Annotated in this window: 29 protein-coding genes; 27 read left to right on the top strand and 2 right to left on the bottom strand. The window is 47.0% G+C overall.

The window, feature by feature from the left end:
• Positions 1-7 precede the first annotated feature (7 nt).
• The 24 genes from terL (at position 8) to ACN6NB_RS15895 (ending at position 21,232) form a co-directional block, all read left to right on the top strand.
• Positions 8-1,774 (top strand): phage terminase large subunit, encoded by a 1,767-nt coding sequence (terL, locus tag ACN6NB_RS16010; protein WP_474253445.1) that lies wholly within the window; start codon positions 8-10, stop codon positions 1,772-1,774.
• A 17-nt stretch (positions 1,775-1,791) separates the two neighbouring features.
• Positions 1,792-2,217, top strand: coding sequence for a phBC6A51 family helix-turn-helix protein (locus ACN6NB_RS16005; protein ID WP_099496794.1), 426 nt, complete (start codon positions 1,792-1,794; stop codon positions 2,215-2,217).
• Between the two features lie 3 nt (positions 2,218-2,220).
• Complete coding sequence (locus ACN6NB_RS16000) at positions 2,221-3,822, top strand: phage portal protein (RefSeq protein ID WP_474253444.1); 1,602 nt, start codon at positions 2,221-2,223, stop codon at positions 3,820-3,822.
• The gene (locus ACN6NB_RS15995; protein WP_474253443.1) at positions 3,822-4,652 is read left to right on the top strand and encodes a phage minor capsid protein; all 831 of its coding nucleotides are present in this window, start codon (positions 3,822-3,824) and stop codon (positions 4,650-4,652) included. Before ACN6NB_RS16000 ends, ACN6NB_RS15995 begins: the two co-directional genes overlap by 1 nt.
• Before the next feature lie 63 nt (positions 4,653-4,715).
• Positions 4,716-5,399, top strand: coding sequence for a phage scaffolding protein (locus tag ACN6NB_RS15990; RefSeq protein WP_474253442.1), 684 nt, complete (start codon positions 4,716-4,718; stop codon positions 5,397-5,399).
• Positions 5,400-5,455: 56 nt separating this feature from the next.
• Entirely contained in the window at positions 5,456-6,547 is a 1,092-nt protein-coding gene (locus tag ACN6NB_RS15985; RefSeq protein ID WP_474253441.1) for an SU10 major capsid protein, read from the top strand.
• A 55-nt stretch (positions 6,548-6,602) separates the two neighbouring features.
• Positions 6,603-6,824, top strand: coding sequence for a hypothetical protein (locus ACN6NB_RS15980; protein WP_474253440.1), 222 nt, complete (start codon positions 6,603-6,605; stop codon positions 6,822-6,824).
• Between the two features lie 15 nt (positions 6,825-6,839).
• Positions 6,840-7,226: a hypothetical protein gene (locus ACN6NB_RS15975; protein WP_474253439.1), complete on the top strand. Its 387-nt coding sequence runs from the start codon at positions 6,840-6,842 to the stop codon at positions 7,224-7,226.
• Positions 7,227-7,565, top strand: coding sequence for a hypothetical protein (locus ACN6NB_RS15970; protein WP_474253438.1), 339 nt, complete (start codon positions 7,227-7,229; stop codon positions 7,563-7,565). It begins immediately after the preceding gene.
• Positions 7,562-7,972: a hypothetical protein gene (locus ACN6NB_RS15965; RefSeq protein WP_474253437.1), complete on the top strand. Its 411-nt coding sequence runs from the start codon at positions 7,562-7,564 to the stop codon at positions 7,970-7,972. Before ACN6NB_RS15970 ends, ACN6NB_RS15965 begins: the two co-directional genes overlap by 4 nt.
• Positions 7,972-8,346, top strand: a complete 375-nt coding sequence (locus ACN6NB_RS15960) for a minor capsid protein (RefSeq protein ID WP_474253436.1) — start codon at positions 7,972-7,974, stop codon at positions 8,344-8,346. The genes ACN6NB_RS15965 and ACN6NB_RS15960 overlap by 1 nt, the downstream gene beginning before the upstream one ends.
• A 42-nt stretch (positions 8,347-8,388) precedes the next feature.
• Positions 8,389-8,931 carry a hypothetical protein gene (locus ACN6NB_RS15955; RefSeq protein ID WP_035389492.1) on the top strand — a complete coding sequence of 181 codons (543 nt, stop codon included), beginning with the start codon at positions 8,389-8,391 and terminating at the stop codon, positions 8,929-8,931.
• Positions 8,932-8,969: 38 nt separating this feature from the next.
• Positions 8,970-9,368, top strand: coding sequence for a hypothetical protein (locus tag ACN6NB_RS15950; RefSeq protein ID WP_474253435.1), 399 nt, complete (start codon positions 8,970-8,972; stop codon positions 9,366-9,368).
• Positions 9,369-9,703: 335 nt separating this feature from the next.
• Positions 9,704-12,511, top strand: coding sequence for a phage tail tape measure protein (locus tag ACN6NB_RS15945; protein ID WP_474253434.1), 2,808 nt, complete (start codon positions 9,704-9,706; stop codon positions 12,509-12,511).
• A 15-nt stretch (positions 12,512-12,526) separates the two neighbouring features.
• Positions 12,527-13,954 carry a glucosaminidase domain-containing protein gene (locus tag ACN6NB_RS15940; RefSeq protein ID WP_474253433.1) on the top strand — a complete coding sequence of 476 codons (1,428 nt, stop codon included), beginning with the start codon at positions 12,527-12,529 and terminating at the stop codon, positions 13,952-13,954.
• An 11-nt stretch (positions 13,955-13,965) separates the two neighbouring features.
• Positions 13,966-15,357 (top strand): phage tail protein, encoded by a 1,392-nt coding sequence (locus ACN6NB_RS15935; protein ID WP_474253432.1) that lies wholly within the window; start codon positions 13,966-13,968, stop codon positions 15,355-15,357.
• Positions 15,358-15,369: 12 nt separating this feature from the next.
• The gene (locus ACN6NB_RS15930; protein WP_474253431.1) at positions 15,370-17,250 is read left to right on the top strand and encodes a right-handed parallel beta-helix repeat-containing protein; all 1,881 of its coding nucleotides are present in this window, start codon (positions 15,370-15,372) and stop codon (positions 17,248-17,250) included.
• Between the two features lie 14 nt (positions 17,251-17,264).
• Positions 17,265-18,701: a phage baseplate upper protein gene (locus tag ACN6NB_RS15925; RefSeq protein ID WP_474253430.1), complete on the top strand. Its 1,437-nt coding sequence runs from the start codon at positions 17,265-17,267 to the stop codon at positions 18,699-18,701.
• An 11-nt stretch (positions 18,702-18,712) separates the two neighbouring features.
• Entirely contained in the window at positions 18,713-19,000 is a 288-nt protein-coding gene (locus ACN6NB_RS15920) for a hypothetical protein (RefSeq protein ID WP_341084509.1), read from the top strand.
• Positions 19,000-19,140, top strand: coding sequence for an XkdX family protein (locus tag ACN6NB_RS15915; protein WP_080967232.1), 141 nt, complete (start codon positions 19,000-19,002; stop codon positions 19,138-19,140). The genes ACN6NB_RS15920 and ACN6NB_RS15915 overlap by 1 nt, the downstream gene beginning before the upstream one ends.
• A 32-nt stretch (positions 19,141-19,172) precedes the next feature.
• Positions 19,173-19,484, top strand: a complete 312-nt coding sequence (locus tag ACN6NB_RS15910; protein WP_047204067.1) for a hypothetical protein — start codon at positions 19,173-19,175, stop codon at positions 19,482-19,484.
• Between the two features lie 25 nt (positions 19,485-19,509).
• The gene (locus ACN6NB_RS15905) at positions 19,510-20,349 is read left to right on the top strand and encodes a peptidoglycan recognition protein family protein (RefSeq protein WP_474253429.1); all 840 of its coding nucleotides are present in this window, start codon (positions 19,510-19,512) and stop codon (positions 20,347-20,349) included.
• The gene (locus ACN6NB_RS15900) at positions 20,346-20,585 is read left to right on the top strand and encodes a phage holin (RefSeq protein WP_081124750.1); all 240 of its coding nucleotides are present in this window, start codon (positions 20,346-20,348) and stop codon (positions 20,583-20,585) included. The genes ACN6NB_RS15905 and ACN6NB_RS15900 overlap by 4 nt, the downstream gene beginning before the upstream one ends.
• A 68-nt stretch (positions 20,586-20,653) precedes the next feature.
• On the top strand, positions 20,654-21,232 hold the full coding sequence (locus ACN6NB_RS15895; protein WP_474253428.1) for a hypothetical protein: 579 nt from the start codon (positions 20,654-20,656) through the stop codon (positions 21,230-21,232).
• Between the two features lie 16 nt (positions 21,233-21,248).
• Here ACN6NB_RS15895 and ACN6NB_RS15890 read toward each other — a convergent pair whose 3' ends face one another.
• Positions 21,249-21,593: a YolD-like family protein gene (locus ACN6NB_RS15890; protein ID WP_474253427.1), complete on the bottom strand. Its 345-nt coding sequence runs from the start codon at positions 21,591-21,593 to the stop codon at positions 21,249-21,251.
• A gap of 45 nt (positions 21,594-21,638) precedes the next feature.
• Positions 21,639-21,842 carry a helix-turn-helix domain-containing protein gene (locus ACN6NB_RS15885; protein WP_144625243.1) on the bottom strand — a complete coding sequence of 68 codons (204 nt, stop codon included), beginning with the start codon at positions 21,840-21,842 and terminating at the stop codon, positions 21,639-21,641.
• A gap of 130 nt (positions 21,843-21,972) precedes the next feature.
• Here ACN6NB_RS15885 and ACN6NB_RS15880 point away from each other — a divergent pair, with 130 nt between their 5' ends.
• The 3 genes from ACN6NB_RS15880 to ACN6NB_RS15870 all read left to right on the top strand — a co-directional run bounded on the left by ACN6NB_RS15880 (position 21,973) and on the right by ACN6NB_RS15870 (position 25,376).
• Complete coding sequence (locus ACN6NB_RS15880; protein ID WP_474253426.1) at positions 21,973-22,761, top strand: helix-turn-helix domain-containing protein; 789 nt, start codon at positions 21,973-21,975, stop codon at positions 22,759-22,761.
• Between the two features lie 386 nt (positions 22,762-23,147).
• Positions 23,148-24,038 carry an ABC transporter substrate-binding protein gene (locus ACN6NB_RS15875; RefSeq protein WP_047203877.1) on the top strand — a complete coding sequence of 297 codons (891 nt, stop codon included), beginning with the start codon at positions 23,148-23,150 and terminating at the stop codon, positions 24,036-24,038.
• A gap of 168 nt (positions 24,039-24,206) precedes the next feature.
• On the top strand, positions 24,207-25,376 hold the full coding sequence (locus ACN6NB_RS15870; RefSeq protein WP_144491527.1) for a macrolide family glycosyltransferase: 1,170 nt from the start codon (positions 24,207-24,209) through the stop codon (positions 25,374-25,376).
• The last annotated feature ends 105 nt before the right edge of the window (positions 25,377-25,481 follow it).

Below are 25,481 nucleotides of genomic sequence, written 5' to 3'. Positions count from 1 at the left end.
CGGTAGTTTGGCGTTTATTAACGGCAAGTTTTTAGAACGTGAGGAAAGGCAAGCGCGGATAGAGGCCGTAACGGAACGGCTGAAGAAACTGCGCGACATTATCCAGGCGGGCAAGCATACCGAATATCATGTCGATCTTATGCGGAAGGATCGCGACGAATTAATCAAACTGAAACGGGTCCATCGTGCCGAGACTGATATGCTTTATTTCTTCTACGAATACTTTTCGGAAGCGCGGAACCCAGGTAATCCGGATAACCTCGTGCCGACGACCGCGGTTGACATGGACGACGCGCCGGACTTTCACCGGAAATTATCGTCTATCCTCGACTCGGTATCTAACCGTAATAAAACGGCACGTATCGCATGGGCGGCTTCGAGGGGTCACGCAAAGTCAGCGTACCTATCGAACGGATTTCCGGTGCATGAAATCGTCTATAAAAAGCGGCGTATGATCTTGATTATCTCGGAAACGAACGCCGGATCGATCAAATTTATCAAGTGGGTCGCTGGCCAGCTTAAGTACAACCAAAAGCTACGGGAAGACTTTGGCGAAGTCCTGTACGAGCAGAAAACGCGCAATGAAAAAGATTCCGAAACGGCTTTTATTACAACGACCGGAATCAAAATGGAAGCGACGTCGCTCGGAACACAGATCCGGGGTTTCCGTAATGGCTCGCAGCGTCCGGATTTAATTCTATTGGACGACTTGGAGTCGCTAGACTCGAACAATACGCCTGAACTGCGTCAGAAGGCGAAGGATTGGCTTAACCAAGACCTTATGCCTGCGGGTGATCCCACGAAAACAGCGTTTATTTTCATGGGAACACTTGTACACTTCGATAGTTTGCTGAACTACGTACTGAACGAACGTCGCGATTTTATTAAGAATAGTTTTCCGGCGATCATTAAGCCGCCGAAACGAACCGACCTTTGGGCGGAATTCGAACGTATTTACAAAGAGTACGTACCGAGCGACGAAGAAGTCGAAGAAATGATGCAGGCGGAATCAGAAGATACAATGTCTACGCCGAATGCGCGCGCTGCAATGCGTTTTTACGAGGAACACAAAGTGGAAATGGACGAAGGCGCCGAGGTTTTGTGGCCTGGACGATTTCCTATAGCTGCGCTGATGATCGAAAAGGTCAATATCGGCACAAAGGCGTTCAATACCGAATTTATGAATAACCCAATCGACGAGGATTCGCAGCTATTCAAGCCGGAGTCCTTTTCTTATTGGACGGATTTTAAACTCAATCATAAAGAATACGCCATTTATATGGGAATTGACTTTGCGATGGGGAAAGAGAAGGGTGACTTTTCCGCGATTGCTACAGTAGCCAAGCATAAAAAGACTGGAAAAATATACGTTATTGATGCTTATGGTGAACGGCTACATCCGGACAAATTTCTCGAGGTAATTGTCCATAAGGTTATGGAATATCAACCTGACCGAATTGCTGCGGAATCTCAAAACGCACAAGAATGGTTCGTTGACGCTATTAAACGCGAATTAGCGTTAAAAGGATATCCGTCAACTACCCGCGTATCCAAAATCAATCAGAGGTCACGAAAAGCACTACGTATCGAGGCGCTTATGCCGCAGATTGAAAAAGGTGAGATCGAATTTCATCGCAGTCAAGCGCTTTTACTCGAACAGTTTGAACGGTACGGCTCGAACTGGCACGATGATCTACCGGATGCGCTCGAGATGGCGGTGAGTGTCAGTAAACGAGCCAAAACGGTGATTAAAGCGAAGCCGAAGTATATGTAACGAAAGGAGGACGTTAAATGTCGCTAAAAAAGAAACTAGAAGCAAAGCTGTCGTATGAAAAAAGGAAAGCAGCCCTTGCATGTGCCATGAATGAAATAATGCCGGAAGACGGCGCAAAGAAAACGCAAGCGGAATTAGCTGAAGAACTAGGCATGTCGCGTATGGGATTGTATCGTTGGCGAACTCAAGACCCCGTGTTCATCGAATATATGGGTCTATTAGCTGACGAGATGTTAGCGAGTCACCAAGCGGAAGTTTATGGTCAATTGATGCGGTCGATACGAGGAAAACAACCTTCGATGAAGGCTATCGAAATTTACACGAAATTAATTGGTAAGTTAGCGGATAGACAGATTATCACCGACAACACATCGGATAATCAAACAATCGAGGATATAAACGCCTTAACCAACGAATTAGACGATCTTTTGAAGGAGGAATAAGCGATGGGTTTTACGGACTTTTTTAAGCACCGCAACCACGAACCCGACGACGGATCGCATACCAAGACGTACAGTATCATCCGACCCGGTGCACAGTTTCCTCCGGCTGACTCAATAGAACGTCTAGCAAAGTATCGGCGCATGAAAAAGCTATTCGAAGGTCGTCACCGAGACGTCTATGAACGTGCGACCGACATTCTTAAAGATTCGCCGCAGGCCGAGCAGTTAAAAAAGCTGTATATCGCGGTCAATCTTGCTGACATTCTCGTCACGAAGCCGGCTGACCTTCTCGTAGGCGAACCGGTTCAATTCGAAAGCGGCCTACCCGATGACAGTGAAGAACAAAAGGCGCTTAATCGCTACGTTGAGGAAAACGATATTAATCAGCTTCTTCACGAAAGCGCAACGGCCAACGGATTCCGCGGCGATTCATGGTTTAAGGTACGGTACGGATATCGACAAGACTTTACGGAAGTTGAGAAACTCGGCTTGCCTGTACCGGCAGATGCAGAAATGGAAGCGATCATCGAACACGTCAGCGCGGGCGCAGTCTTTCCGGAGTTCAGCGTCGGAAACGTCAAGAAGTTAAAGGCGGTCAATATTGCGCAGATCGAATGGGTCGAAACGGAGAAGACGGAGATCCCGTTTTTAAACGTTGAACGTCATGTGCCGGGCTACATCCTTTATTCGCGATACCGATTATACGAAAACGGAGTTGATACCTCAACTGGCATGTCTTTATCCGTATATACCATCGGCGAACAACTGCCGACAGGTCGCGAAGAAGATATCGAAGAAACTCATTTGCCGCATATTCCGGTTTTTCACGTACCTTACAAGTCGATCGACGACGAGTTTTTTGGCATCGGCGGCTTAGAGAAGTTAGAGACAGTATTTGCTGCGATTAACGACCGTTTAGTGCAGATCGACTATATTCTATGGAAACACAGCGACCCTACAGCGTATGGTCCGGAGATTCAAGACGATGGCAACACGGTTCAGTTTGGTGGAGCTTACATTCCGGTAACTAAAGAAGATCATACGCCTGGATATATGGTGTGGCAAGCGCAACTGGACGCGGCTTTTAAAGAGTTAGACGTTCTTTTTAGTACCGTATTTATGAACTCAGAGACGCCTCAATGGTTATTCGGGACTGTTTTGTCGGGAGATAATTCAGGCGGAACCGGAACGTCCCATACAGACGGTGCTGCGATTAAAGCTCGTTTTATGCCGATTCTTTCGAAGGTGAAACGAATAAGAGCGCATTATGATAGGGCGATCCGAGATGCACTGTGGACGTGTATGCTTTTAGAAAAGGCGGTCAAACGCATTAAGGTTGACGAAGCTATTTACCCGCGTGCTATTTGGAACGATGGAATTCCGCAGAACGAGAAAGAGTGGGCAGAAATCATGCAGATCAGAACGGCAGGGAAGCCAACGCTTGATGTAAGAAGCGCAATCAAGGCGATGGATGACGTTGACGACGAAAAGGCGGACGAAATCATGCGCCGCATTGAAGAAGACGAAACATCCGCAAATGGCTTCGTAGATGCGTCGATCTTTAATGAACCGGAAGCGCCGCCGGAACCTGAGGACGATGAGTAATGGCGAAAGTACCGGCACCTAACTACGATTATCAGACGAAGCAGCTTGCCGGCTATTATCGTTCCGCCATCAAAGACATTCTCGCCGAGCTTGATCGCGTTGATATTTCGGATTTCCGACGAGCTAATGCGCTTGCTACGCTTCAATCAATCAGTCGGATATTAAGCGATCTTGATACGAAGTCAGCGCGGTGGGTTAGTGAAAACGTACCTGTAGCCGCAAACGAAGGCGTAATCAATACGCTTGTGGCGCTTAAAGTCGCCGAGACAGTTGAGCAAGCGGCTCTTATCGTAAAGTTCAACGAACTAAACGAAGCAATGGTCGCGACTGCTATTGCGGATACACAAGCGGATCTTTTAGCCGTCACGCAAAACGTAGATCGGAAAACAAAAGCCGCGGTTCGCCGAGCCGTTTCCGATTCCATTAAGTACAACATGGCGGCGGGTACAAACGGACGACGGACGATACGAGACGATATCAAAAAGCGGCTCAAAGAATCGGTCGTGACCGGAATCGTCGACGCAAAAGGGCGGCGCTGGAAGCCGGAAGTATACGCCGACATGGTGACTCGGACGAAAATGATGCAGACATACCGTGAAGCAACGACTAACGAAGCCGTTGATCGCGGCGTTTTGTATGCGCAAATATCGTCACACGGGGCGAAAGACGCCTGTCGCGGTCATGAAGGCGAGATCATAAAGTTGACGCCGGAAGCGCCTGGCGATTTTAAAACCTATGAAGAACTACAGGCGACGGGTGAGATATTTCATCCGCGTTGTAAGCACGTATTTTCACCGATTAGAGATGTCGGTTTATTGTCCGAACGTTAAGACGTTAAACTAAACGGCTGTTTTATCTAATAGGCGACGGCCTTAAAACGGTTGGAGGACGATATGTTTGTAAAACGATTTATGCCGTTATTTGACGCAGATGATCAAGCAGGCGGAAGCCAAGTCGAAGATCAAGTGACGCAGCAACCAAACGATGATCAGCCGAAGAAACTTGAACTCACGCAGGAAGAGTTTGACGAGAAGATTACGTCTCGCATTAAACGCGCTGTCTCTAAATACGCAGATTATGACGATTTAAAAGCGAAGCTAAGCGCGTATGAGAAAGCGGAGCAAGAAAAGGCAGACGCAGAGCTAACGGAACTCGACCGCATCAAAAAGGAACTCGACGCAAAGTCGGAAGTTGAACAATCCTTAACGAAGCAAATCGAGGATCTTAAAAAAGCGGGCGAGCAAGAAAAGATTACGAACGCATTCATCAAGTCGGCAACATCGGCTAATATCGCTTATCTTGACGATGCACTGCGCTTGGCTGATTTAAGCGGCGTATCAGTAGAAGATGGAAAAGTAGTCGGAGTCGAGGGCGTAGTAAAGGCGTTGGTAGAAGAAAAGCCATTCCTTATCGCGCAGAAGCCGAAACCTATCGGTCAGAGTACGAATTCGGGGACGGATAAGATCGACAAAACGCCGGATCAGCTTATTAAAGAAGCCGAGGAAAAAGCACGTAAGAGCGGTCGTACAGAAGATCGCGCTGCGGTTGCTCAATTAAAAAGACAGTTAAGAAAATGAGACTCCTTTAATTAGGGGTCTTTTTTAATACAAACAAAAAAGGGGGACATATTTTTATGTCACAGATTTTCTCTAATGATTTGATTGGTAAAACAGAATCGGTACAAGACGAATTACTACTTTTAAATCCGCACCAAACTCCGTTGCTTGCGATGCTTGGTTTTTCTAGTCCAGTAACACAAACCGAGCACCAATGGTTCGAGGACGAGATGTTTGCGTATGAAGGCAACGTTACTGACGCGGCTGCTGCCGACGCAACTGTTCTAAAAGTATCTTCTGTAGAACCTTTCCGTAACGGGCATGTCATTAAACTTGGCGAAGAACTAGCGCTTGTTACTGCGGTTAATAAGTCAGCGAAGGAACTAACAGTAGTCCGTGGCTACGCCAATACTACTGCGTCTGCAATTACTGCGAACGAGAAAGTTGAGGTTCAGTTCGTAGAAGGTTCGGAAGGTGCTGACGCTAGACAAGGTCGCTACAAGCCACGTAAACGCGTATCGAACATTACGCAAATCTTTGACGAAACTGTTGAAATTTCCGGTACTGCTGCGGCTGTCGCCAATTACGGCATCACGGATATGTACGAGTACGAAAAGCAAAAGAAACAGCTTGAATTAGCGCTTCAAATGGAAAAAGCGTTCATTGGTGGCATTCGCTACGAGAACGGATTAGTACGTCAAATGGACGGAGTTCGCAGCTTCATTAAAACTAACGTGACTGATCTTGCCGGTCAAGAACTTTCGCTAGAAGCTATCAACGACGCTGTTCAGTCAATTTACACTAAAGGCGGCTTCAAGTCCGGCGGTCAGTACGAAATCATCGTACCTGCGAAACAAAAACGTATTGTTTCTAAATTTGATAAGTCGCTTGTCAGAGTAAACCAGGGCGAAGAGAGCCGCGGAACTGTTGTTAACTTCTTGACGACTGACTTCGGAGAGTTTCCGGTATCTATTAACGATAACTTGGCAGCGGACGAAGTACTTATCGTCGATAAAAACCGCATCAAAATTCGTCCTTTACAGACGCGCGATATGAGCCATGAGTACCTCGGCAAGAAAGGCGACTACTTCCAAGGCATGCTAGTCGGTGAGTACGTGCTAGAGTTCCAACAGGAGCCAGCTCACGCACGCATCAAAGGCGCTAAGTAATAACGGCCCGCACTCGCGGGCTTTACTTTTTTGATAGAACGGAGGTAATGCGGACTTGGCAACGTTTGAGTCACGATACAAAGAATTAACGTTTTATGTAGGCGGCGCGCCTCGTAAGTTTTCGGACGGAATCTACACGACTACAGATCCGGAAGAGATCGAGGTATTAACCGCACTCGTCGACGCTGTTTGCACGGCTGAAGACGAACCAAAAACGGAGGATAAACCGAAGCCGGCGCCAGCTAAAAAGCCCGCCAAGAAATCCTCCACAAAATAACAGGAGGTGGGGCGAATGGCGGCTACGGTCGAAGGTGCAAACGAATATATCAATACGTTTTTAGTAGATATCGAGGACTGGAATGCGGCGGATGAAAAGACGCAGACACGTCTATTTAACCGAGCTTCTACGACTCTTACTCGTGTCTTTCCTACGTACGTTATACCGGATAGAGCAATCTACGAATTTATCAATGTACTGGCAATCGCGTACAACGACACTAACCGGTTGAATAAGCACGGAATTTCCTCGTACTCAATCACAGGCGTCGCTGCGTTTAACTACAAAGACACGCTACGGAGCGAAGACGAAGACCTGATTCCGCGCGAGTCAATCAGTGCTATCGAAGAAGAAAACGGCGTTCAAATCGGAGGCAAACGCATCAGAAGGACGGTGCTGTAAATGGCGATCTTTCCTATGCGCCAAACTATTACGGTGAAGCGCCTATCTTCTGAACGAGACGTTTGGGGAAATCCGATCGCCGAAGCCGAAGAGTTAACGCTAAAATGCCGCATCGACGAAGGCTCTACCGCAGTCAAGTCACGCAACAACGGCGTCACTAAGTCCGAGGAAACAGTCGCATCGGCTCGTATTCTACTAGATCGCCTGGCTGATGTACGTTATACCGACGTTATCTCTTATACGAATGAACTCGGAGAAACGATGGATAAGAGACCGAAGGAAATCAACGTTAAGAGACACATCGGCGGTAAAGCGATTCTGACGGAGGTGCTTCTATGAGTTTTACGTTTGATGCGAGTAACTTTATCAGCGGGATCAACGCAGCCAGTCGAGGCGCACTCGAAGGCGCGGCACAAGCGCTTGGAGATTCAGGCGACGACCTCGCTAGGGTTGCGCAAAACATCGCGCCGATTGACAAAGGTACGTTACGGGGCAGCGTCACGAAGAAGTTTAAATTGACGGCAGGAAAAGCGTCGGTTGACGTTTCATTCAGAGCGGTCGAGGACGGATTTAACTACGCAATTTGGACGCACGAAATGGATTACAAACTCGGACCTACGTCGGCGGGTGCTGGCGGAATTGACGGCTACGAGGTCGGAAACAAATACCTCGAAAGACCGTTACGCGGCAACGCCGAGAAATACGTCCGTTGGATTGCCGATGGTGCACGTGGAGGGCTTACCTAATGCGTATAGTCGAATTAATTAATTTCATAAAAGCGCGAGTCGACGGTGATTACTACGCAAATAAATTCTCAATAAGCGGCGAGGGGGCGGAAATATCCGTTAAATTAACGGGCGGCTTCCCGACGTCTAAGTACACCGGACTAAAGCGGCCGTCTTTTCAAATACTCGTGCGCGGCGAATCAAGAGACGGAGCAGGAGCGGAAGATAAGGCGTTTGAGTTATACGATGCGCTTACGAATCTGTCCGAAGTTCAGATAGGCGAAAGCTCAATCGTACAGATACGTTGCAATAACTCGGCGCCGTTGTATTTAGGAGACGACGAATCAGATCGTCCAATATATTCATTAAATTTCGATTGCGTAGAGCGCCCTTAGCGGCGCTTTTTATTTTGCGCAAATATAAAAGGAGGAAAATAGATGGCGGCAGGAATTAGAGGGATTAACGTTCCTATCGGTCCGGCAATCGTCGAATTTGGCGAAGGTTCCGAGCTAGTTACGTTTGATATCACGAAAGGCGGCATCGTCTTCAAGGCGGAGACGTCAATTCAAGATACGACGGTCGATCAGTATGGGGACACCCCCGTCAAGTCGACGATGAAAGGTCGTAATGCGGAAGTAACGGTGCCTTTTGCGCTTCATGATTTAGAAAGATTAGCCGCAGCAATGCCGAATAGCCGACTCGTGAAAGATAGCACGGACCCGGCGAAGATGAAGTTAGTCGTTTCCGGTAAAGCAGGCTTCGATATGTTAGCGGCGGCTAAAAAGCTCGTTATCAAACCGACGGCTACGGGTACAACACCAAACGACTATATTACGATCCCACTTGCGGGCGCTATGTCAGATCCGGAATACACGTACAACTCAGACGATGAGCGTATCGCGAATCTAACGTTTAAAGCATATCCGGATACGGACAACGACGGCGACCTATTTATCATGGGCGACGAAACAGCAGAATAATAACGAAAGGCATCGCTTACCGGCGGTGTCTTTTTATTTTGAAAGGAGGTTACGCAATGAGCTTATTTGGTATCGGCACGAAAAAGGTATCAAGCGAACTTACACTCGGCGACAAAACGGTTCAAGTACCGAAGTTGACGCCGGTCATATGGAAGGAACTATTCGAAGTAGTCGATCGCCTGCCGCACTTATTCTTTACGGTTTTGAGCACGAACGGCCAAGAAGACTTCGCAGCGACCCTAGTTGCGGCTATTAATCTAGCGATGGATGAAGTCGTAAAGATTGTCGCTGTCCTTTCCGGACTAGACAAAGACTACGTGCACGAAAACGTAGGCACTGACGAGATTGTCGAGTTTTTAATCGCGGTAGTTGAGAAGAACCGTCTGCAATCCGTAGCAAAAAACCTGAAAAGCCTTCTTCCGAAAGTAGCGGAGTAAAGCAAACGGATGAAGGCGAGTACACAATCGATGACTACTTAATAGATGCGGCAGTTCTGCTCGGCGTTACGCAGCGGCAAATAGAAAACGAATATTACATGGTTGATATTCCGAAAATCCTACGCTCCAAAACGAAGGCTAACGCGATAGATCGTCTGTCGATGATTTCGTTGCTTGTCGGTTCTGAGGGCCGCGTTATGGATGATCGCGAATACCAACGTCTCGTAAAAGACTTACGTAAACAGGCCGGCTATGTTGACCGCGAAGAATTTGATCGTGAAAAGTTCGAGCAATTGCGGAACTTCTTTAAATAACGGAGGAAAGGAGGAAATCTATTGGCGGGTGTATCAGTAGGTGAAATCACAGCGACGCTGACGCTACAATCGAACCAATTCACGGCAGGCGTAGCGCAAGCCCAGGCGCAGATGCAACAGATGGGCAACTCGGCCAAGTCGTTAAGCTCGCAAATGGGTCTCGTGCAGAAAGCGGCCCTAGCGGTGGGCGGCGCAGTCGTAGTCGGCATCGGAGCGTCTGCAAAAGCGGCGGCGAACTTCGAGCAGCAAATGAGCGCAGTCAAAGCGGTATCGGGCGCCACGGCAGGCGAGATGAAAACGTTGACCGACCTTGCGATCAAGCTCGGCGAATCGACGTCGTTCAGTGCGATCGAAACGGCGCAGGCAACCGAGGAACTAGTAAAGGCCGGCGTAACGACGAAGGACATCATAAACGGAGGCTTAGCGGGCGCGCTCGATTTAGCAGCGGCGGGCAACTTAAATCTTGCGGATGCGGCCGAAATTGCCAGTACTGCACTTAACGCGTTCAAGGCCGATAGCTTATCGGTATCTGAAGCGGCCGACATTCTCGCAGGCGCAGCCAACGCATCAGCGACGGACGTAGGCGAAATGAAGTTCGGCTTGGCCCAGGTATCGGCAGTCGCGTCCGGAATCGGAATGTCGTTTAAGGATACGGCGACGGCACTTGCGGTATTTGCGCAGAACGGAATCAAAGGTTCGGATGCCGGTACGTCGCTTAAAACGATGCTATCGCGATTAGAACCGCAGACGAAGCAGCAACACGAAGAGATGATGGAGCTCGGCCTTATAACGGCAGACGGAACGAATAAGTTCTTCGACCAAGCCGGCTCTTTAAAAGACTTGGCGTCTATTTCCGGCATTCTACAAAACGCGTTCAAGGGGCTAACGGATCAGCAACGCCAGTCTTCGCTACAGACGCTATTTGGCTCGGATGCGGTTCGTGCTGGTACGGTGTTTTATAAAGAAGGTGCAAAAGGCGTTGAAGATATGGCGGCGGCCATGTCGAAAGTAACGGCGGCGGAAGTATCGAAAGTAAAGCTCGACAACTTCCTCGGATCAGTAGAAGAACTTAGCGGCGCAGTCGAGACGCTAGGCATTAAGCTCGGAAACGAATTCTTACCGCACCTACGAAAAATAGTCGATATTGGAGCCGACTTGGTTCGGGCGTTCAGTTCGATTAACCCTAGCGTAGTAGCGACAGGCGTCGCAATGATCGGTACGTCGGCCGGGATCGCCCTTACGGCTTCTTCTGCGATAAAGCTCGGCTTTGCATTGCGTGGATTATTCGTAGCAATGGGGCCGGCTGGCTGGATCATAACAGGCCTTTCGATACTCGGCGGCTTGTTAGTCGGGGTCAGTGCGGGCTATAAAGCGATGAACACCGTCAGCCTCGAAGCGGCAAACGCGAAACAAAAGGAAGTCGACGGTATCAACAAAACGATCAAAGAATACGACGGCCTCCAGGCGAAGATGAAGCTGACGAACGATGAACTACTGCGTTATTTAGACAACAAGGACGCGCTGGCTAACGAGAAGGATTCGGCGGCGATTAAAAAGCTGAACGCGGAGCAAGACGACCTCCGTAAAAACTCGGGGCTTACGAACGAGGAGTTTGACCGGTTCTTACAACTGAACGATCAGATCATCAAGAAGTCACCGCAAACGGAAGCGGCTTTCTCTGCGCAAGGAAATGCAATCGCGAAGAATACCGAGGCGATGAAACGTTTGAGTGCAGAGAAAGCGGAAGAGTTGCGCTTGGAATTAGAGAAACAGAAAACGATTGCTGAACGAAATATGGATGGTCAACTCAAAAAGGAAAAGCAGATACAACAAGAGATTAACGATGTCAAATCACAACGGATTTCTAAAGAAAAAGCTGTATCAGATCAGCTTAAGAGAGTCGAAGGTATCGAAAAAAGTATTGCTGAAGCAAAAGACAAAGGCGATAAAGCCTCTGCTCAAATGTTCGAAGTGGAATTGGCGCGAGAAAAAAGACTCCTAGAAGCTAAGCAAACGGAACTGATTAAGAGTACAGAAGTTTTACAGAAAAAACGTGAAAGTCTTGCGGAAACACAAAAGGAAATAGGTAAACTCGATCAAGTAAACCAAAAAATGGTCCAATTAGAACTACGACAAGTAGGTCTTACTGCAAAGAAAGGCCAAGGCGTTGCGGTGCTAGATCGTGAAATTATGAAATTGAAAGACGCACGCGCTAATCTCGTAAATAACACCACTGAAGCGGATAAAAAGACTACTGAGTATAGAGAATCACTCGCAGCCATCGAAAGGGAAATTTCGCAGTTAGAACAGACGAAGAATAAAGTCATCGAAATTACCGGCCAAGCGAAGGTGATGAACAACGAACTCGGCAAAGACTTGAGTAAATATATCACCGTATTTACTAACGATGTCACACGCAAAACGGAACGAGCCGTCAGCCGTGGGCGAGGAAACGAAGGTACTTACCACGTCGGGGGCGTCATCGGCAAACCAGCCGGTAAGCTACACTCAGGCGGAATGGCATCGAAGTTTATCGATCGTCCGATGAGTCACGAAGTTGATATCCGTGCTCTACGAAACGAAATGATGCTAACCGAATCACAACAAGCGAATTTGTTCCGTATGATCGACGCGGGCCACACAGCACGAATAACTTCGGCAGTAGGCGGCAACAGTCCGCAAATACAGGCGCACCTATCCAGTCTCGCAACTGCTATCGATTCTCTTAAAGGGCTTTCGGTGGTTATGGAGGGTGAAGTGGTCGGACGCCTAGTCGAGCCACACGTAAGTAGGCGGCAGATGGACGAAATAGATCGAAGCAGTTATTAGGGAGGAGGTGAGCGGTTGAGTAACGCTAGTTTCATTAAGGCAATTGCGCCGGACGCGCAGAAAATATACCGAAATTACAACATACTCGCGTCGCTTGTCATTGCGCAGGGATGTTTGGAGTCCGGCTATGGTAATTCGGGCTTGGCTACGAAAGGTAAAAACCTATTCGGCGTCAAGGGTTCGTACAAAGGCGAGTCAATTCGGATGCTTACGTGGGAGGTTTATAACGGCCGTAACGTTCAGGTCTACGCCGACTTCCGTAAGTATCCGTCATGGTACGAGTCGATGCAAGACCTCGCGAAGTTATACATTAACGGAACGAGTTGGGACCCGAATCACTACAAAGCAGTCGTCGGTCAAACGAACTATAGGAAAGCAACGAAGGCGCTCGTAAATGCCGGATATGCAACGGACCCAGCGTATGCGACGAAACTGAACAACATCATCGCGACACATAACCTGACGAAGTATGATACGAAGAAGACAACGGATACGAGCACCGACGTTGATAAGCCAGCGCAGCCAAAGCCGGAACCTACCGTTGTTGATATTGACGAAAACTTTAATGAAGATGCATTCTCGCCGGATATTGTTTTCGGGCGATCTTCAGCGATTCCGCGCTCGGACGCAAACTTCCGTATTCAGTATCGCAATGGAACGATTATTGATATGGCGAGGGATTTATCGGTTTTAGTACGTAGCTTGGTTGTATCGGCGCCATCTCCGAATATCACCTACGAAAACATACCGGGTAAAAACGGTTCTTATCGCACGGGCAAAGATTTCGGAAATCGCCGGATCACAGCCGACTGTACTATGTACGCTGAGGACGCGGCCGACTTCTACTTGCTACGCGACGAAATATACAACGCTCTCTACCAAGAATCCGAGTTTTATCTAGTCGCGGAAGGCAATCCGAAAAAACGTTGGCGAGTCGAACTGAGCGATTCTTTTGATCCGGAAAGAAGCGGAAGCGTGGCCGATTTTTCACTAACGTTCGAAAGCGCATCTCCTTACTGCGAATCGGTCGGAACGACGCAGGACCCGTTTACTTTTGACGCGAGTCTTTGGCAGTTCGGCGAAAACTTAGAAGATACTATTCTGGTCTATAAACATACGTCAAAGAGCTTCCGTATTTACAATGCGGGGGCTATTCGTATTGATCCGTTAGAATTACCGTTAGTCATTTCGTATAAGGGCGCCTCATCTAAGTTAAAGATCACGAACAAAACGACGGGGGATGCGTGGCAATATACCGGAGATTCGACGACTAAAGAGACGATCGTATTGGACGGCGTCAAAGCTCGCAAAGAAGGCGTAAGTATTTTCGGAGACACAAACCGGCAGACGATTCGGCTCGAGCCTGGCTGGAACGAATTTGTGTTGTCGGGAACGAGTGGTTCTTTCGAAATCAAGTTCGATTTCCGATTCTATTATTTCTAGGAGGTGGCGCGGTGGAGCTACTTATAAAAACGGTAAGAGGCGAAGTCGAGGCGCTTACCGACTATGATTGTACGGTTCGGGAGACATCCGAGAATGAGAAGTCGCTTGATGTGTCGGTTTTAAGTACGAGGAACAACGATCATTCTTTCGGATTGATTGAGAACGAAAACATACTCGTCTGCGACGGCGAAGAATACGTCATCAAAAAGACGCGTCCAGTCACGGTAAATGAAACGATAAAGATGGAGGCTTCTGGCGTCTATAAGCCGTTAATCGACCTCGCAGATAACTACGTTTATAGTAAGTCCGGCAAGAAAAAGAAGATGACCATTGACGATATGGTTGCGATCGCACTCGAAGGTTCGGGGTACACGTACGACATATCCCCGGAAGGACTGGACGCTACGTTCGAACTCGAAGATTTCGGCGATGGTTTTTCTAACGATTTACTACGGGACATTCTCGATAAATACAAAGCGGAATACACCTTCGAAGGCAAAACGGTTGTAATTGCGAAGGAATTGGCTCGAGACACCGATTATCAGATTCGTTATAAATTCAATTCGCGCGACGAATCGGTTGAGATCGATACGAGTTCGTTGAAGACGTATATCCGCGGCTTCGGTAAACAGAACGACAAAACGAAAGCATATGCGGTCGAACTTGAATACACGAGTCCGCTGGCCGAAATCTACGGAATTAAGCACGCTGCCCCTATTCGTGACGATGCGTATACTTCGGCTAATGCTGACGAGTTAGAAATCCGTTTGCAAGAGGAACTAACGGATACGATCGAACTATCACTAACGCTGACCTATACGGAGCTTCGTCATTTCGGAGTCCAAGATATCCGAAAAGGTGATTACGTTTGGTGCATGATCGATCCATTCGGAATCAACAAACGAATTAAGGTTGTCGGAGTCGAGCGCTATTCCGATCCGAATAAATCTCCGGTCTACACATTCGGAAAGCTGAAGCGCGATATTAAAACAGATATGAAAGGTTTCCGCAAGACGGAGAAGCGCGTATCTAAACTGTTTGATGCGGCCGGAAAGGTAAAAGGAACGACCATCGGAGCCGGAATACGCATCGGAAGTGACACCAACTTTGACGACGGTTATGACCCGACAACTATTCCGAAGTACGGACCGGCGACGGCAGTTTCAGACGGATTGATGGTGTCGAGCGATTATCAGAAGCTACAAAGCATCATAGTCGGGCCGGACGGTAAGCCGCAAGTAGACATGGCAAGCGCATCAAAGGCCGGCCTGATGTCGTCGGCAGATTTTATAAAAATATCGAAGGTCACCGTCAGTTCTTCAGGGGCCAACGTTGATCTTAACAAACTCGAATCGGACCTAACGGCGCTAACTGCGAGAGTGGCCGCGCTAGAATCAAAATAAAGGAGGCACTAAATGGCTAACGTATTTTTAAAGCGAATAGCGTCGGCGTGGGATCGTATTGCGCGGAATAACCTAAACGATAATTTTTCGAATATCGAGCAAGGTTTTACGAAGGTCACGGCTGAGCTAAACGCCCATAAAAACGCATCGCCCGCACACAAGTCCGAGCAAATTCAGCACGGGCTTTTTACTGCTGCCAATCGCCTAGATAACTTGAACGCTCGCTTTGCGAACCTCGTCGTTAATCACGATGGCGAAGACGTTAAAGAAGTCGTTGACTTGCGGGTAGCGCTCGACGCATCTACGCATCCGACGGCGAAAGATCGTTTCGATTACGACTTCGCTAAGCTAATGAAGAAGATCGAAGACATGGCCGTATTTGTTTCGTTGCGTCCGTACTTAGAGAAATACGGAAACTTCGATGACGCAATGCAAGCGGCGCTGGACTTATCAACGTCAACGCCTATCACACTTGTCGTTCCGCCTGGAAACTATACGCAGACCCGAACGCTTCGTATTTTCAGAAACACGCGACTTATCGTTCAGGGCGGCGCAGTTATCAAACGGAACTTCGTCGGTTCAATGCTAGTCAACGGACTGGAAACTGATAATTTCAGCGGCTACAACGGTCATGGAAATATCGTGATTGAGGGCGGCGGTACCTTCGACAGCAATGGAACCGTCATTAAGCAGCAATGCTCTGTCTTCGGCTTTGCGCATGCTGACGGAATTATCATTCGCGATATTACCGTACTTGATGTCGTAGGTGGGCATGCATTTGACTGCGCAGGCAACCAAAACGTCTTGATAGAAAACGTTAAATTTAAAGGATACGCTGACTACGTAGGCGACCGATGGTTCTCGGCTGCGATTCAGATCGACCTAATGCGTTCTTCTGCAAACTTCGGCGCTTTCGGTTCGTACGATCAAACCGTCACAAGAAACATCGTCATTCGCGGAAACTACTTCGGAAGATCCAACAATCTCGGAGGCTGGGCGCGTGCAGTCGATTCACATACGAGTACGGATGGCGTTTGGTATTCGGTCATCCGCATCTTAGATAACGTGATCGAGGACACGACTGAGTACGCAATCAGCGGCAACAAATGGTACGATACGCGGATCAGCGGCAACAAGCTAAACAACTGCGCTTCCGGCATCCGTATTCTACTACCAACCATAACGTCTCAATATACACAAGATGCGAACGGTAATCCGACTGGTCGTATAAACAAAACGAAGCATCACGTTATTACAGACAATACAATCACGAACATATCGAAGAATCACGCAATTCAGGTGTACGGCAGGAAAGGCTATCAGACGATCGATGATGTGACAATCTCCAATAACGTCATTGATAACGTAGTAGAACGACATGGAATCCACGTATCAGACGTCTATAACTTTACCATTTCCAGCAATGTTCTCGATGGAACCGGTCACCACGGTATTTTAGTTACTCGTAGTATGTACGGATCCGTAACGGCGAATGTTTTACGAGGCATAAAAGGTAACGGAGTTAGGGTTGAAGAGGGCGGATGCAATAACGTCACTGTCGCAAATAACATTTTGAAAGAAGTCGGCTTTTCCGGAATCTCAGTATCAGGGTCGTCACAAAGAGTGCGCGTCTTTTTTAATACGCTCGTAGACGTTGGTACACGAACGACGGAAAGCGACGGGTACGACGGCATCATCTTTTTGACCGGCGTTGAGCGATCTATGTGCGCATTTAATGACGTAACCGGTACGACCATGCGCCACGGAATTTATTTAACGAATACTTGCTCTCAGATATCCACGTATGGGAACTACGTAAAGGGTGCCGGTTCTGACGACAGCTATAACGATAACAGTATTGACCCAATCACTTCGACTGCGAACGTTATTTAAAGGGAGGAAAATGGATGTTAGCAAAAGACGGCGCTTTGTCTTTCGACGTCAATGCGCAAACAAAGCGGCCTATCAATGCCGCCATACAATTTAGCACGCAGGATATAAACACGGCGCGCCTGTCCTTTAAACTTACGAAAGACGGCGTACCGTTGCCGTTGTCTGCGGTCGTAGGTAAATTAGTCCTTTCGATGGCGGATGGCAGCCGTTTTATTCGAGCGGTCACACTAGTAAATAAACCGGAAGGACTAGCCGAATATGTTTTAGCTGCGGATGAGATCCGACATTACGGCGCGGTAAAAGCCGAGCTGGTTCTGTATTACATGAACGGGCAGGCGCTTTCGATTCATAAATTCGGCTTCAACATCGAGCAGTCACTCATCGATCAAGACATCGTCCCCGTCGCGGAGTACTACATCGATGACTTTGAAACACTGCGCGGTCAAATTAACGATCTTTACGATGACGTTGTTGCAACCGTTGCGGAAATCGAAGCGAAGTTCGAGGACTTAGATAACGTAGAGACGAAGGCGGGTGCTCAGGAAAAAGTCGATGCGCATGCCGGAAACACGGATGTTCACGTCACGACTGAGGAGAAAGCGGAATGGGACGCGAAGGAGTCGACGGCCGGCGCCCAAGCGAAGGTAACCGCACACGCAAATGATACAGTGAAACACGTGACTAACGAAGAACGATCGACATGGAACTCGAAGGAGACTACGTCAGGGGCGCAGTTGAAGTCGGACGAAGCACTGCGGCAAGCGAAAGAATACGTAAGTAATTACCAAAAAAGAAGAATTACTGAAGACACGGGTCTCCCGTTAATTTCTCTAAAAGATACTTCCGGAAGTATTCTAGAGTCGATAACAAATAACGGATTAGGGCAGGGAACGTTTTACGCAATAGCTAGTTCGCGAGACTTACCGAATACTCGATCCTTTAGAGGAATGTACCATATGACTGACGCTTCTAACGGTAAAGCAACTTACGGATGGGTGTATGCAACGGATTACGCCAATAACATATATACCAACTATTTAAACAATAACGTATGGAGTGGGTGGCGACGCGTCATAACAGATGCGGATGCTAACGTTACGTGGAAGTACCCGACTCCAGGCAACGGTTGGGTTCAATATGCTTCGACGGACGGATCGACTCATACACTCCGATACACAAAGGATGCTGGAGGGGTCGTGGAAATTCTAGGTTCAATATCCGGAGGTGCTATCGGCGCTAACGTTACCGCATTTACGCTACTCCCTGAGTACTTCCCAGCACAATCAATGCATTTTATTGGCGTGGCTTCTAGTGTCGGAACGCCTGGTGTACCGCAATATCACCGAACTTACATCAGCACGGATGGAAGAGTTTGTGTTCAATCGTGCTCTAATACTGCAAATCCAAACGAATTCATCACGTTTGGCTTCCGTTTTAGAGCGAAGATCTAGGAGGTGTTTAGATGATATGGGTTTATAAATACGACGACGATTTTATTTATCTTCCGTCGGCGGATATCCTATTAGACATAGAAAACGGCGAAGAAATTCCCGAAGGATACACGCCAGTCAAACCGCAAGGCGGCTTGTTTATTGCGACGTTTGATCCGGATAAAGGAGAGTGGTTCGAAGGGGCTACGCAAGAGTATATTGACAGTCTTTTTCCGAAAGCGCCGCCGACTGAAATCGAAGTTCTACGACAACAGCACGCCGAGTTGGTTTTTACGCTAATGATGGGAGGGGTGATTTAATGGATTGGTTCGCGATCATCAAGAAGTTTTACGCAGACGGAGATTGGACGAAGGAACAAGTCGCTGCGGCGGTCGTCAAGGGGAAAATTACGCCGGAACAATACGAAGAAATTACAGGTGAGCCTTACGTAGAAGCGTAGGCTTTTTATTTTGCACTTAAGGAGGATTTGCGGTGACTCAACCGACTACGCACGAACTTAATGAAAAGATCGCGAAGATACAGGTCGACATCGCCACCATCATCGCAACACAACAACATCAGACGCGCATCTTCGAAGAGTTCCGAGAAATGGCGGCAACGGCACTATCTAGGGCGGACACGGCTGACGACAAGGCGAGCGAAGCCCTACGTATTGCTAAAACGGCCCGCGACGATCTACGAGAATACCGCGACCAGGTTAAAGGTGATCGGCGTTGGCTTATCGGGATTGCGGTTCCGGTAATGCTGGCGTTGGTGCCGGTCCTGTTCCGTTATTACTTCTAAATAAAACGAAAAGGGAGTCGATTATATGACGATTAAAGTACGAAAAATGCTTGTATCTTCTACGAAAACTTCAATTAAATGCCCGTATTCAATGAATGCGAAATACATTACGTTTCACAATACGGCGAATGATGCCTCTGCGGAAAATGAAATTTCGTACATGAGAAATAACAACGCAACAGTCTCGTATCACTTCGCAGTAGACGATAAAGAAGTTATTCAGGGTATTGAAACGAATAGAAACGCATGGCATTGCGGAGACGGCAGCGGCGTGAATAGCGGAAACAGAACGTCAATTGGCGTCGAGGTCTGCTACTCTGAATCCGGCGGCGAGCGATACAAAAAAGCGGAAGCGTTGGCGATCAAATTTATCGCGCAGCTTCTAAAAGAACGCGGCTGGGGCGTCGATCGCGTCAAGAAGCACGAAGATTGGAGTGGAAAGCATTGCCCGCATCGTGTGCTCGATGAAGGTCGTTGGGGAGCGGTGAAAGAAGCGATTGCTAAAGAACTCGCCAAGCTAAACGGAAGCAAAGCGCCGGCTAAAACGGGCACGGCGACTAAGCCGGTGAAGACCTCTAAACCAAAGCCGTCGGCTAAAAAACTAACGGTGCCAACCGGTGTAATCCGTCAAGGTGCTCGTGGGTCAGCCGTCACGCAACTTCAGAACGCTCTAGCAGCCGTTTATTTCTACCCGGACAAAGGGGCGAAGAATAACGGCATCGACGGCATTTATGGTCCGAAAACGGCAAACGCAGTCAAGCGATTCCAATCGACGCAGGCCGGCATTGCAAACGATGGTATCTACGGACCAGCAACACGCGCAAAACTAGTGGCAGCTCTTAAGAAAGCGGGGTATAGCGTATGAAGACGAATATTAGCGCGGGAACGGTGACTCGATTTATTTTGCTTGCGTTGGCTCTCGTAAATAGCGGGCTGACGATGTTTGGCGTGCAGACGATTCCGGTAGACGAAGCGGCAGTGTCCGACTTTATTGCGTTGTTGTTCCTCGGGGCAACTTCGCTATTAGCGTACTGGAAAAACAACGACGTAACAAAGAAGGCGCGCGAACGAAAAGCGTTGGATGAAGTCGGAAAGAAATAAGCGGAACTTTTGGCGGTTGCTTACGTATAAAAACGTAGGTAGCCGTCTTACATAACAATAACGTATAATTGAACGGAGGGGAGGCGGAAGATATAAAGATAAAGAAGATTTCCGTATATTTTATAGCTACAGTTATGGCTTTGCTGCTATTATCCGGCTGTAATGACGTAAAGGTAAGTGATTCTAAACGGGAGATTGAATATAATTACGAGGATAACGAAGCTCCTGATCTTAGTTTGGCTAGACCAAACGATTTAAAAACTGTAGATGTCGACTATAAAAGTAGTATAGAAGACGTTGATGTGGACGTACAAAAAGTTCATTTCTCGGAAGGGAAGATTGGCTTAAGTATCTCTTTTAGAAATACATCAGAAGACGAGACCTATTTAGTTTCTCCTGCCACATTCGTTTTACGTATTAACTCAGTGAAAACTCTCGGGTCATCCGAGCTGGTTTTTGTCGATTATAATTCCGATAATATAACTATGGACACTAAAGACGCTACTTTTAAATCAGTTTCATACTGGTCCTTAGACGACGTTGATTACGACAACATAAAAGATATCGAATTACAAGTACAATTAAGTAAGGGCGACGACCCTTCCAATAGATCATTAGTCCGTTTTAATAGAACGTTAACCTTTTGAACGAAAAGCCCCATCCCTAGCCGGATGGGGCGTTTTTTACGTTTAGTATATCCGAAAACCTAACGAAATTAGTATCGCCTCGATTATCCTTCACACGAAATTCCTTCCGTAGATGATCCACGTATACAACGCGACCATTTACTTCCCGAACAAATCCGTCATCGTATAGCTCGAAAAACAGCGGCAAGTCTTCGCTCATTGCCGAAGAAATAACGAACTCAAATTCGGCGAATTGTTCTTCGCTTAATACCGGCCGTTCTATCTTCTGCTTCGCGAGGCGTAATTGACGCAAAGCTTCGTTATGTTCCGGCAGTATAAACTTCATTTGCCAGCGGTTCTGATCCTTTCGTTCGTCCCACATAGGCGACACCTCCGGTTAAATTATAACCGAATGTGTGTTCGCTTATCAATCGGAAATATCAAACAAATCGTTAGCGTCAGTTAGGTCGAACTCCTTTATTACCTTCTCGAGAACATCCTTCGGATATCTCTTCATCTTTCCGGAACACATTTCGCTTACAGTGCGTGTTGATAGTCCGGTCTTTTCCGCGAAATCCTTCTGCTGGGTGTATCCGTGCTTTTGCAATAACTCGTTAATGCGAAGCCTCAACGTAAGCCACCTCCGATATTCATTACGTTAAGTATAATCTTTTTTCGTTTATTACGCAATACGTAATTGACAATTCTGTTTTCCGTAACTATAATTACGTTAACAGTAAATTACGAAAGGCGGAATTGATATGCATTACTTAGCGGAACACCAAACGTTCTCATCGACGCAGGCCCTAAATACGGCCGTCTACGAACACATCAAACGAAATTCATACGACTTATCAGATACGGCGCGGACCGCACTCAAACAAATCGCACGTTATGCGGTTAAGTTCGCAGGTGCAGCGCATCTCAAAGCGGAAACTCTAGCGGATTTAATCGGTAAGTCGGTCAAGACGGCTCGCCGCGTTCTTAATCAATTGGCTGCGCTGAACATCGTAAAGAAAGTCGCAACGACTCGTAAAATCAACGGAGGCAGGGGCGCAAACATCATCGTCATCTTACCGTTAGCCGCGAATGACCAGTCGACAATGACCACTCGACCAGCGCCGGAAAACGCCGATGCACCAACGGCTGAGACGCCGAAAATCGAAAATGAACCATCGGATTCTATTAATCAATTAAATCAAAAGCACGTTAAAGATACGGCTGCGGTGCCGGCTGAAGCGCTGAAAAACTCGTTGCCAACGGAAATCTACAGCGCTATGAGTCGCTACTTTGACGCAGCAGAAATCTATAAATATTACGGCTTGTTATTGCGTGCTAAGGCTTCCGTAGATCATACGCTAATGATCGAGCATGATCCGGAGCCATTCGTAGATGCGTGGTACAAAACGATACTCAAAGCGAAATTGAACGAAATTAGCCGTTTTGATGACTACGTGTATATTTCGTTCCAGCGTGCAGCGAGCGAAGCAAAACGTAGGAAAATGCGTGGTAAATTAGAGGCGTTCGAGGCGTTTATTGAAGCGGATTGATCGTCGCACGGTGCGACCAACATTCGAAACGTTGACCGCCTACAATATCCGGTGTATAATCGCATTGATTACATTCCGGATTCGTGTCCGAAATAGTACGGACCGTTATCCGAAATAAGTGTACGTAAGGCTTTCGTAGTAAGAATCGTATATAATTCCGCAATAGGTTTCCGGTACCACGTCTGCCGGGGGTTCGAATCCCTCCGAGCGCGTACTTGACCTTGTTTACGATAGACAATGGTCTCAACGAAGCCCTCTCCTTTGGAGAGGGTTTTTTTGTTCCGCCTCATGTATGATTCACTTTTAAAACGTTTCATCTATGAATGTTTATTTATGCTATAATTAATAATCATTCTCAATTAAAGGTGGTTTTGTAAGTGAAAAAAATGATTTGGCTAGTCAGTCTGCTGGCACTGCTGTTAGTAGCATGCGGGCAGAAAGAGAATAAAGAGCAAGCAGCAAGTACGCGTACATATACAACGGAAACGGGTGAAAAGATCACGATTCCTGCCAAGCCGAAGCGGATTGTTGTGTTAACAGCGCAGCTTGGGAACTTTAAAAAGTTAGGTGTGACACCTGTTGGCATGACAGATGTTTATCCTAAATCATCCTTTTTAGATGAAACAGGTGTGAAGCGGGTGCCGATGGAAAATGTGGAGGCGATTGCAAAGCTGAAGCCTGATTTAATCATTGCTTATTCACAAAACGAACAGATTGAAAAGTATAAAAAGATTGCCAAAACGATCACGTTTACAACAAGTGAACATAGCTTCAAAGAGATGCATATTGAAATTGGAAAGATTCTTGGAAAAGAAGCGTTAGCGAAAAAACAAATACAAGAAATGGACGAGAAGCTGAAGAAAGACGGAGAAGAAGTGAAAGCGAAAATTGGTGATGACAAGACATTCTCCATTATGGATGTCCAGCCAAAGCAAGTGTACTTATTTGGTACGGACTTTGGCCGCGGCGGGGAAGTCATCTATCAAGGCTATGGATTCAGCTTACCTGAAAAGGCAGAAAAGGCACTTCCAAAGGAAGGCTATCTTGGAATTTCATTAGAAGAGATGAATGAGTATACAGGAGACTATTTACTTGTACCAACAAAGGATGGAAAAGAGCCAAATCTTGATATTACGAACAGCGGTGTATGGAAGAAAAATCAAGCGGTGAAGCAAGGGCATGTCCTGTACTATTCAATCAAGGAATTTATCTATGCAGATCCGATCTCCATTGAAAAACAGTCTGATGCATTTAAAAAAATGCTGCTCAAATCATAATGTGAAAAAGACAAAGTGCTTATTAGGAGACTTTGTCTTTTTTCTTGCCACCTCATCATGAAATACTGGACATAAGACTCATTTCTTTCCTTTTCAGGCGTATTTGTTGAGCCGGCTTGCTGTATATGATTAACATGGAAGAGAATTGACAATGAGGAGGAATTTCTTGTGGCGAAGATTTTATTGATTACGTTTCCAGCTGAAGGACATGTGAACCCTATGTTAGGAATGATTAAAGCATGGGCGGATCGAGGCGATGAAGTGCATGCGGTCACAACTGTACATTATCAGGAACGAATCAAACGCTTAGGCGCTCACGTACATATACATCCAGAATATATTCGGACATTACATGTGGAAGAAGGAGATTTAGATTCCATGCAGCCGTTCTTTCATGCCATGCTGCAGACATCATATGATATTTTAGAGGTAGTGGAAACACTTTCCGATAAGCATTCATTTGATTTGGTCTACTTCGATATGTTTGGGGCAGGGGAGCTTGTTCGAGATTACTTGCGCATTCCGAGCATTGGGTCCAACCCATCTTTTGTGCTGCAAGAGGCGCATTTTGATACACCGTTATACAGGAAGGATGAGAAAGCCGAGCATCTGTTAGAAAAAATACAAGAGCGTTTTGGCGTTCAGCCAACGCGTTTGATGCAATTTATGAAAAACCGTGGAGAACTGAATATCGTCTATACAAGTGAATATTTCCAGCCTTCTGTTGATTCATTAAACGATTCGTTTGTCTTCATTGGACCGAGCTTTCTAAAAAGAGCCGACCAGCATGATTTCCCGCTGGAAGCACTTGAGCAAGAAAAAGTCGTTTTTATTTCCATGGGCACCGTTCTTGGGGATACAGAAGCATTTTTTAATATGTGTATAGATGCCTTCGCAGACTTTGACGGAAAAGTAATTATCGCAACAGGTGAAAAAGTAGATCGTTCTCTCTTAAAAGAGGCGCCTGCTCATTTTCTGATCGAGCCTTATGTGCCGCAGCTTGAAGTGCTCGAACTGACAGATGTGTTTATAACGCACGGCGGGATGAATAGTGTCAATGAAGGTATTCATTACCACGTTCCGATGGTCGTCATTCCAGTCGACAAAGATCAGCCGATGGTGGCACAAAGACTGACCGAATTATCTGCTGCCTGCGCACTTGATAAAGATCAGCTGACAGCAGAGCAGCTAAGAGAGACCGTTGAGACGGTTTTAGGCAGTGATACGTACCGGGCGGGGATTGAGAAAATTGAAGAAAGCTTCCAAGCAGCAGGTGGAACAGAAAAAGCATTAAGGGTGATCGATCAATTCATACAAGCGAAACAGACTCAATCATGAGTCTGTTTTTTTATGAAAAGATGTTGTATTTCCCATTTCTGTATGCTAGTATTCAATTCGTAATCATTTCGATTAATAATCGTAATGATTACGATAATGTTGAAT

Source organism: Bacillus sp. 11B20 (assembly GCF_056098985.1).
This window is presented reverse-complemented; position numbering and strand designations above follow the sequence as displayed.

Excerpts from the sequence above, each read along its gene's own strand:
- ACN6NB_RS15985 (WP_474253441.1), top strand. The coding sequence starts at position 5,456 with ATGTCACAGATTTTCTCTAATGATTTGATTGGTAAAACAGAATCGGTA.
- ACN6NB_RS15990 (WP_474253442.1), top strand. The coding sequence starts at position 4,716 with ATGTTTGTAAAACGATTTATGCCGTTATTTGACGCAGATGATCAAGCA.
- ACN6NB_RS15930 (WP_474253431.1), top strand. The coding sequence starts at position 15,370 with ATGGCTAACGTATTTTTAAAGCGAATAGCGTCGGCGTGGGATCGTATT.
- ACN6NB_RS15995 (WP_474253443.1), top strand. The coding sequence starts at position 3,822 with ATGGCGAAAGTACCGGCACCTAACTACGATTATCAGACGAAGCAGCTT.
- ACN6NB_RS16005 (WP_099496794.1), top strand. The coding sequence starts at position 1,792 with ATGTCGCTAAAAAAGAAACTAGAAGCAAAGCTGTCGTATGAAAAAAGG.
- ACN6NB_RS15905 (WP_474253429.1), top strand. The coding sequence starts at position 19,510 with ATGACGATTAAAGTACGAAAAATGCTTGTATCTTCTACGAAAACTTCA.
- ACN6NB_RS15915 (WP_080967232.1), top strand. The coding sequence starts at position 19,000 with ATGGATTGGTTCGCGATCATCAAGAAGTTTTACGCAGACGGAGATTGG.
- ACN6NB_RS15955 (WP_035389492.1), top strand. The coding sequence starts at position 8,389 with ATGGCGGCAGGAATTAGAGGGATTAACGTTCCTATCGGTCCGGCAATC.
- ACN6NB_RS15890 (WP_474253427.1), bottom strand. The coding sequence starts at position 21,593 with ATGTGGGACGAACGAAAGGATCAGAACCGCTGGCAAATGAAGTTTATA.
- ACN6NB_RS15925 (WP_474253430.1), top strand. The coding sequence starts at position 17,265 with ATGTTAGCAAAAGACGGCGCTTTGTCTTTCGACGTCAATGCGCAAACA.
- ACN6NB_RS16000 (WP_474253444.1), top strand. The coding sequence starts at position 2,221 with ATGGGTTTTACGGACTTTTTTAAGCACCGCAACCACGAACCCGACGAC.
- ACN6NB_RS15880 (WP_474253426.1), top strand. The coding sequence starts at position 21,973 with ATGCATTACTTAGCGGAACACCAAACGTTCTCATCGACGCAGGCCCTA.
- ACN6NB_RS15920 (WP_341084509.1), top strand. The coding sequence starts at position 18,713 with ATGATATGGGTTTATAAATACGACGACGATTTTATTTATCTTCCGTCG.
- ACN6NB_RS15975 (WP_474253439.1), top strand. The coding sequence starts at position 6,840 with ATGGCGGCTACGGTCGAAGGTGCAAACGAATATATCAATACGTTTTTA.
- ACN6NB_RS15965 (WP_474253437.1), top strand. The coding sequence starts at position 7,562 with ATGAGTTTTACGTTTGATGCGAGTAACTTTATCAGCGGGATCAACGCA.
- ACN6NB_RS15900 (WP_081124750.1), top strand. The coding sequence starts at position 20,346 with ATGAAGACGAATATTAGCGCGGGAACGGTGACTCGATTTATTTTGCTT.
- ACN6NB_RS15875 (WP_047203877.1), top strand. The coding sequence starts at position 23,148 with ATGATTTGGCTAGTCAGTCTGCTGGCACTGCTGTTAGTAGCATGCGGG.
- ACN6NB_RS15970 (WP_474253438.1), top strand. The coding sequence starts at position 7,227 with ATGGCGATCTTTCCTATGCGCCAAACTATTACGGTGAAGCGCCTATCT.
- ACN6NB_RS15960 (WP_474253436.1), top strand. The coding sequence starts at position 7,972 with ATGCGTATAGTCGAATTAATTAATTTCATAAAAGCGCGAGTCGACGGT.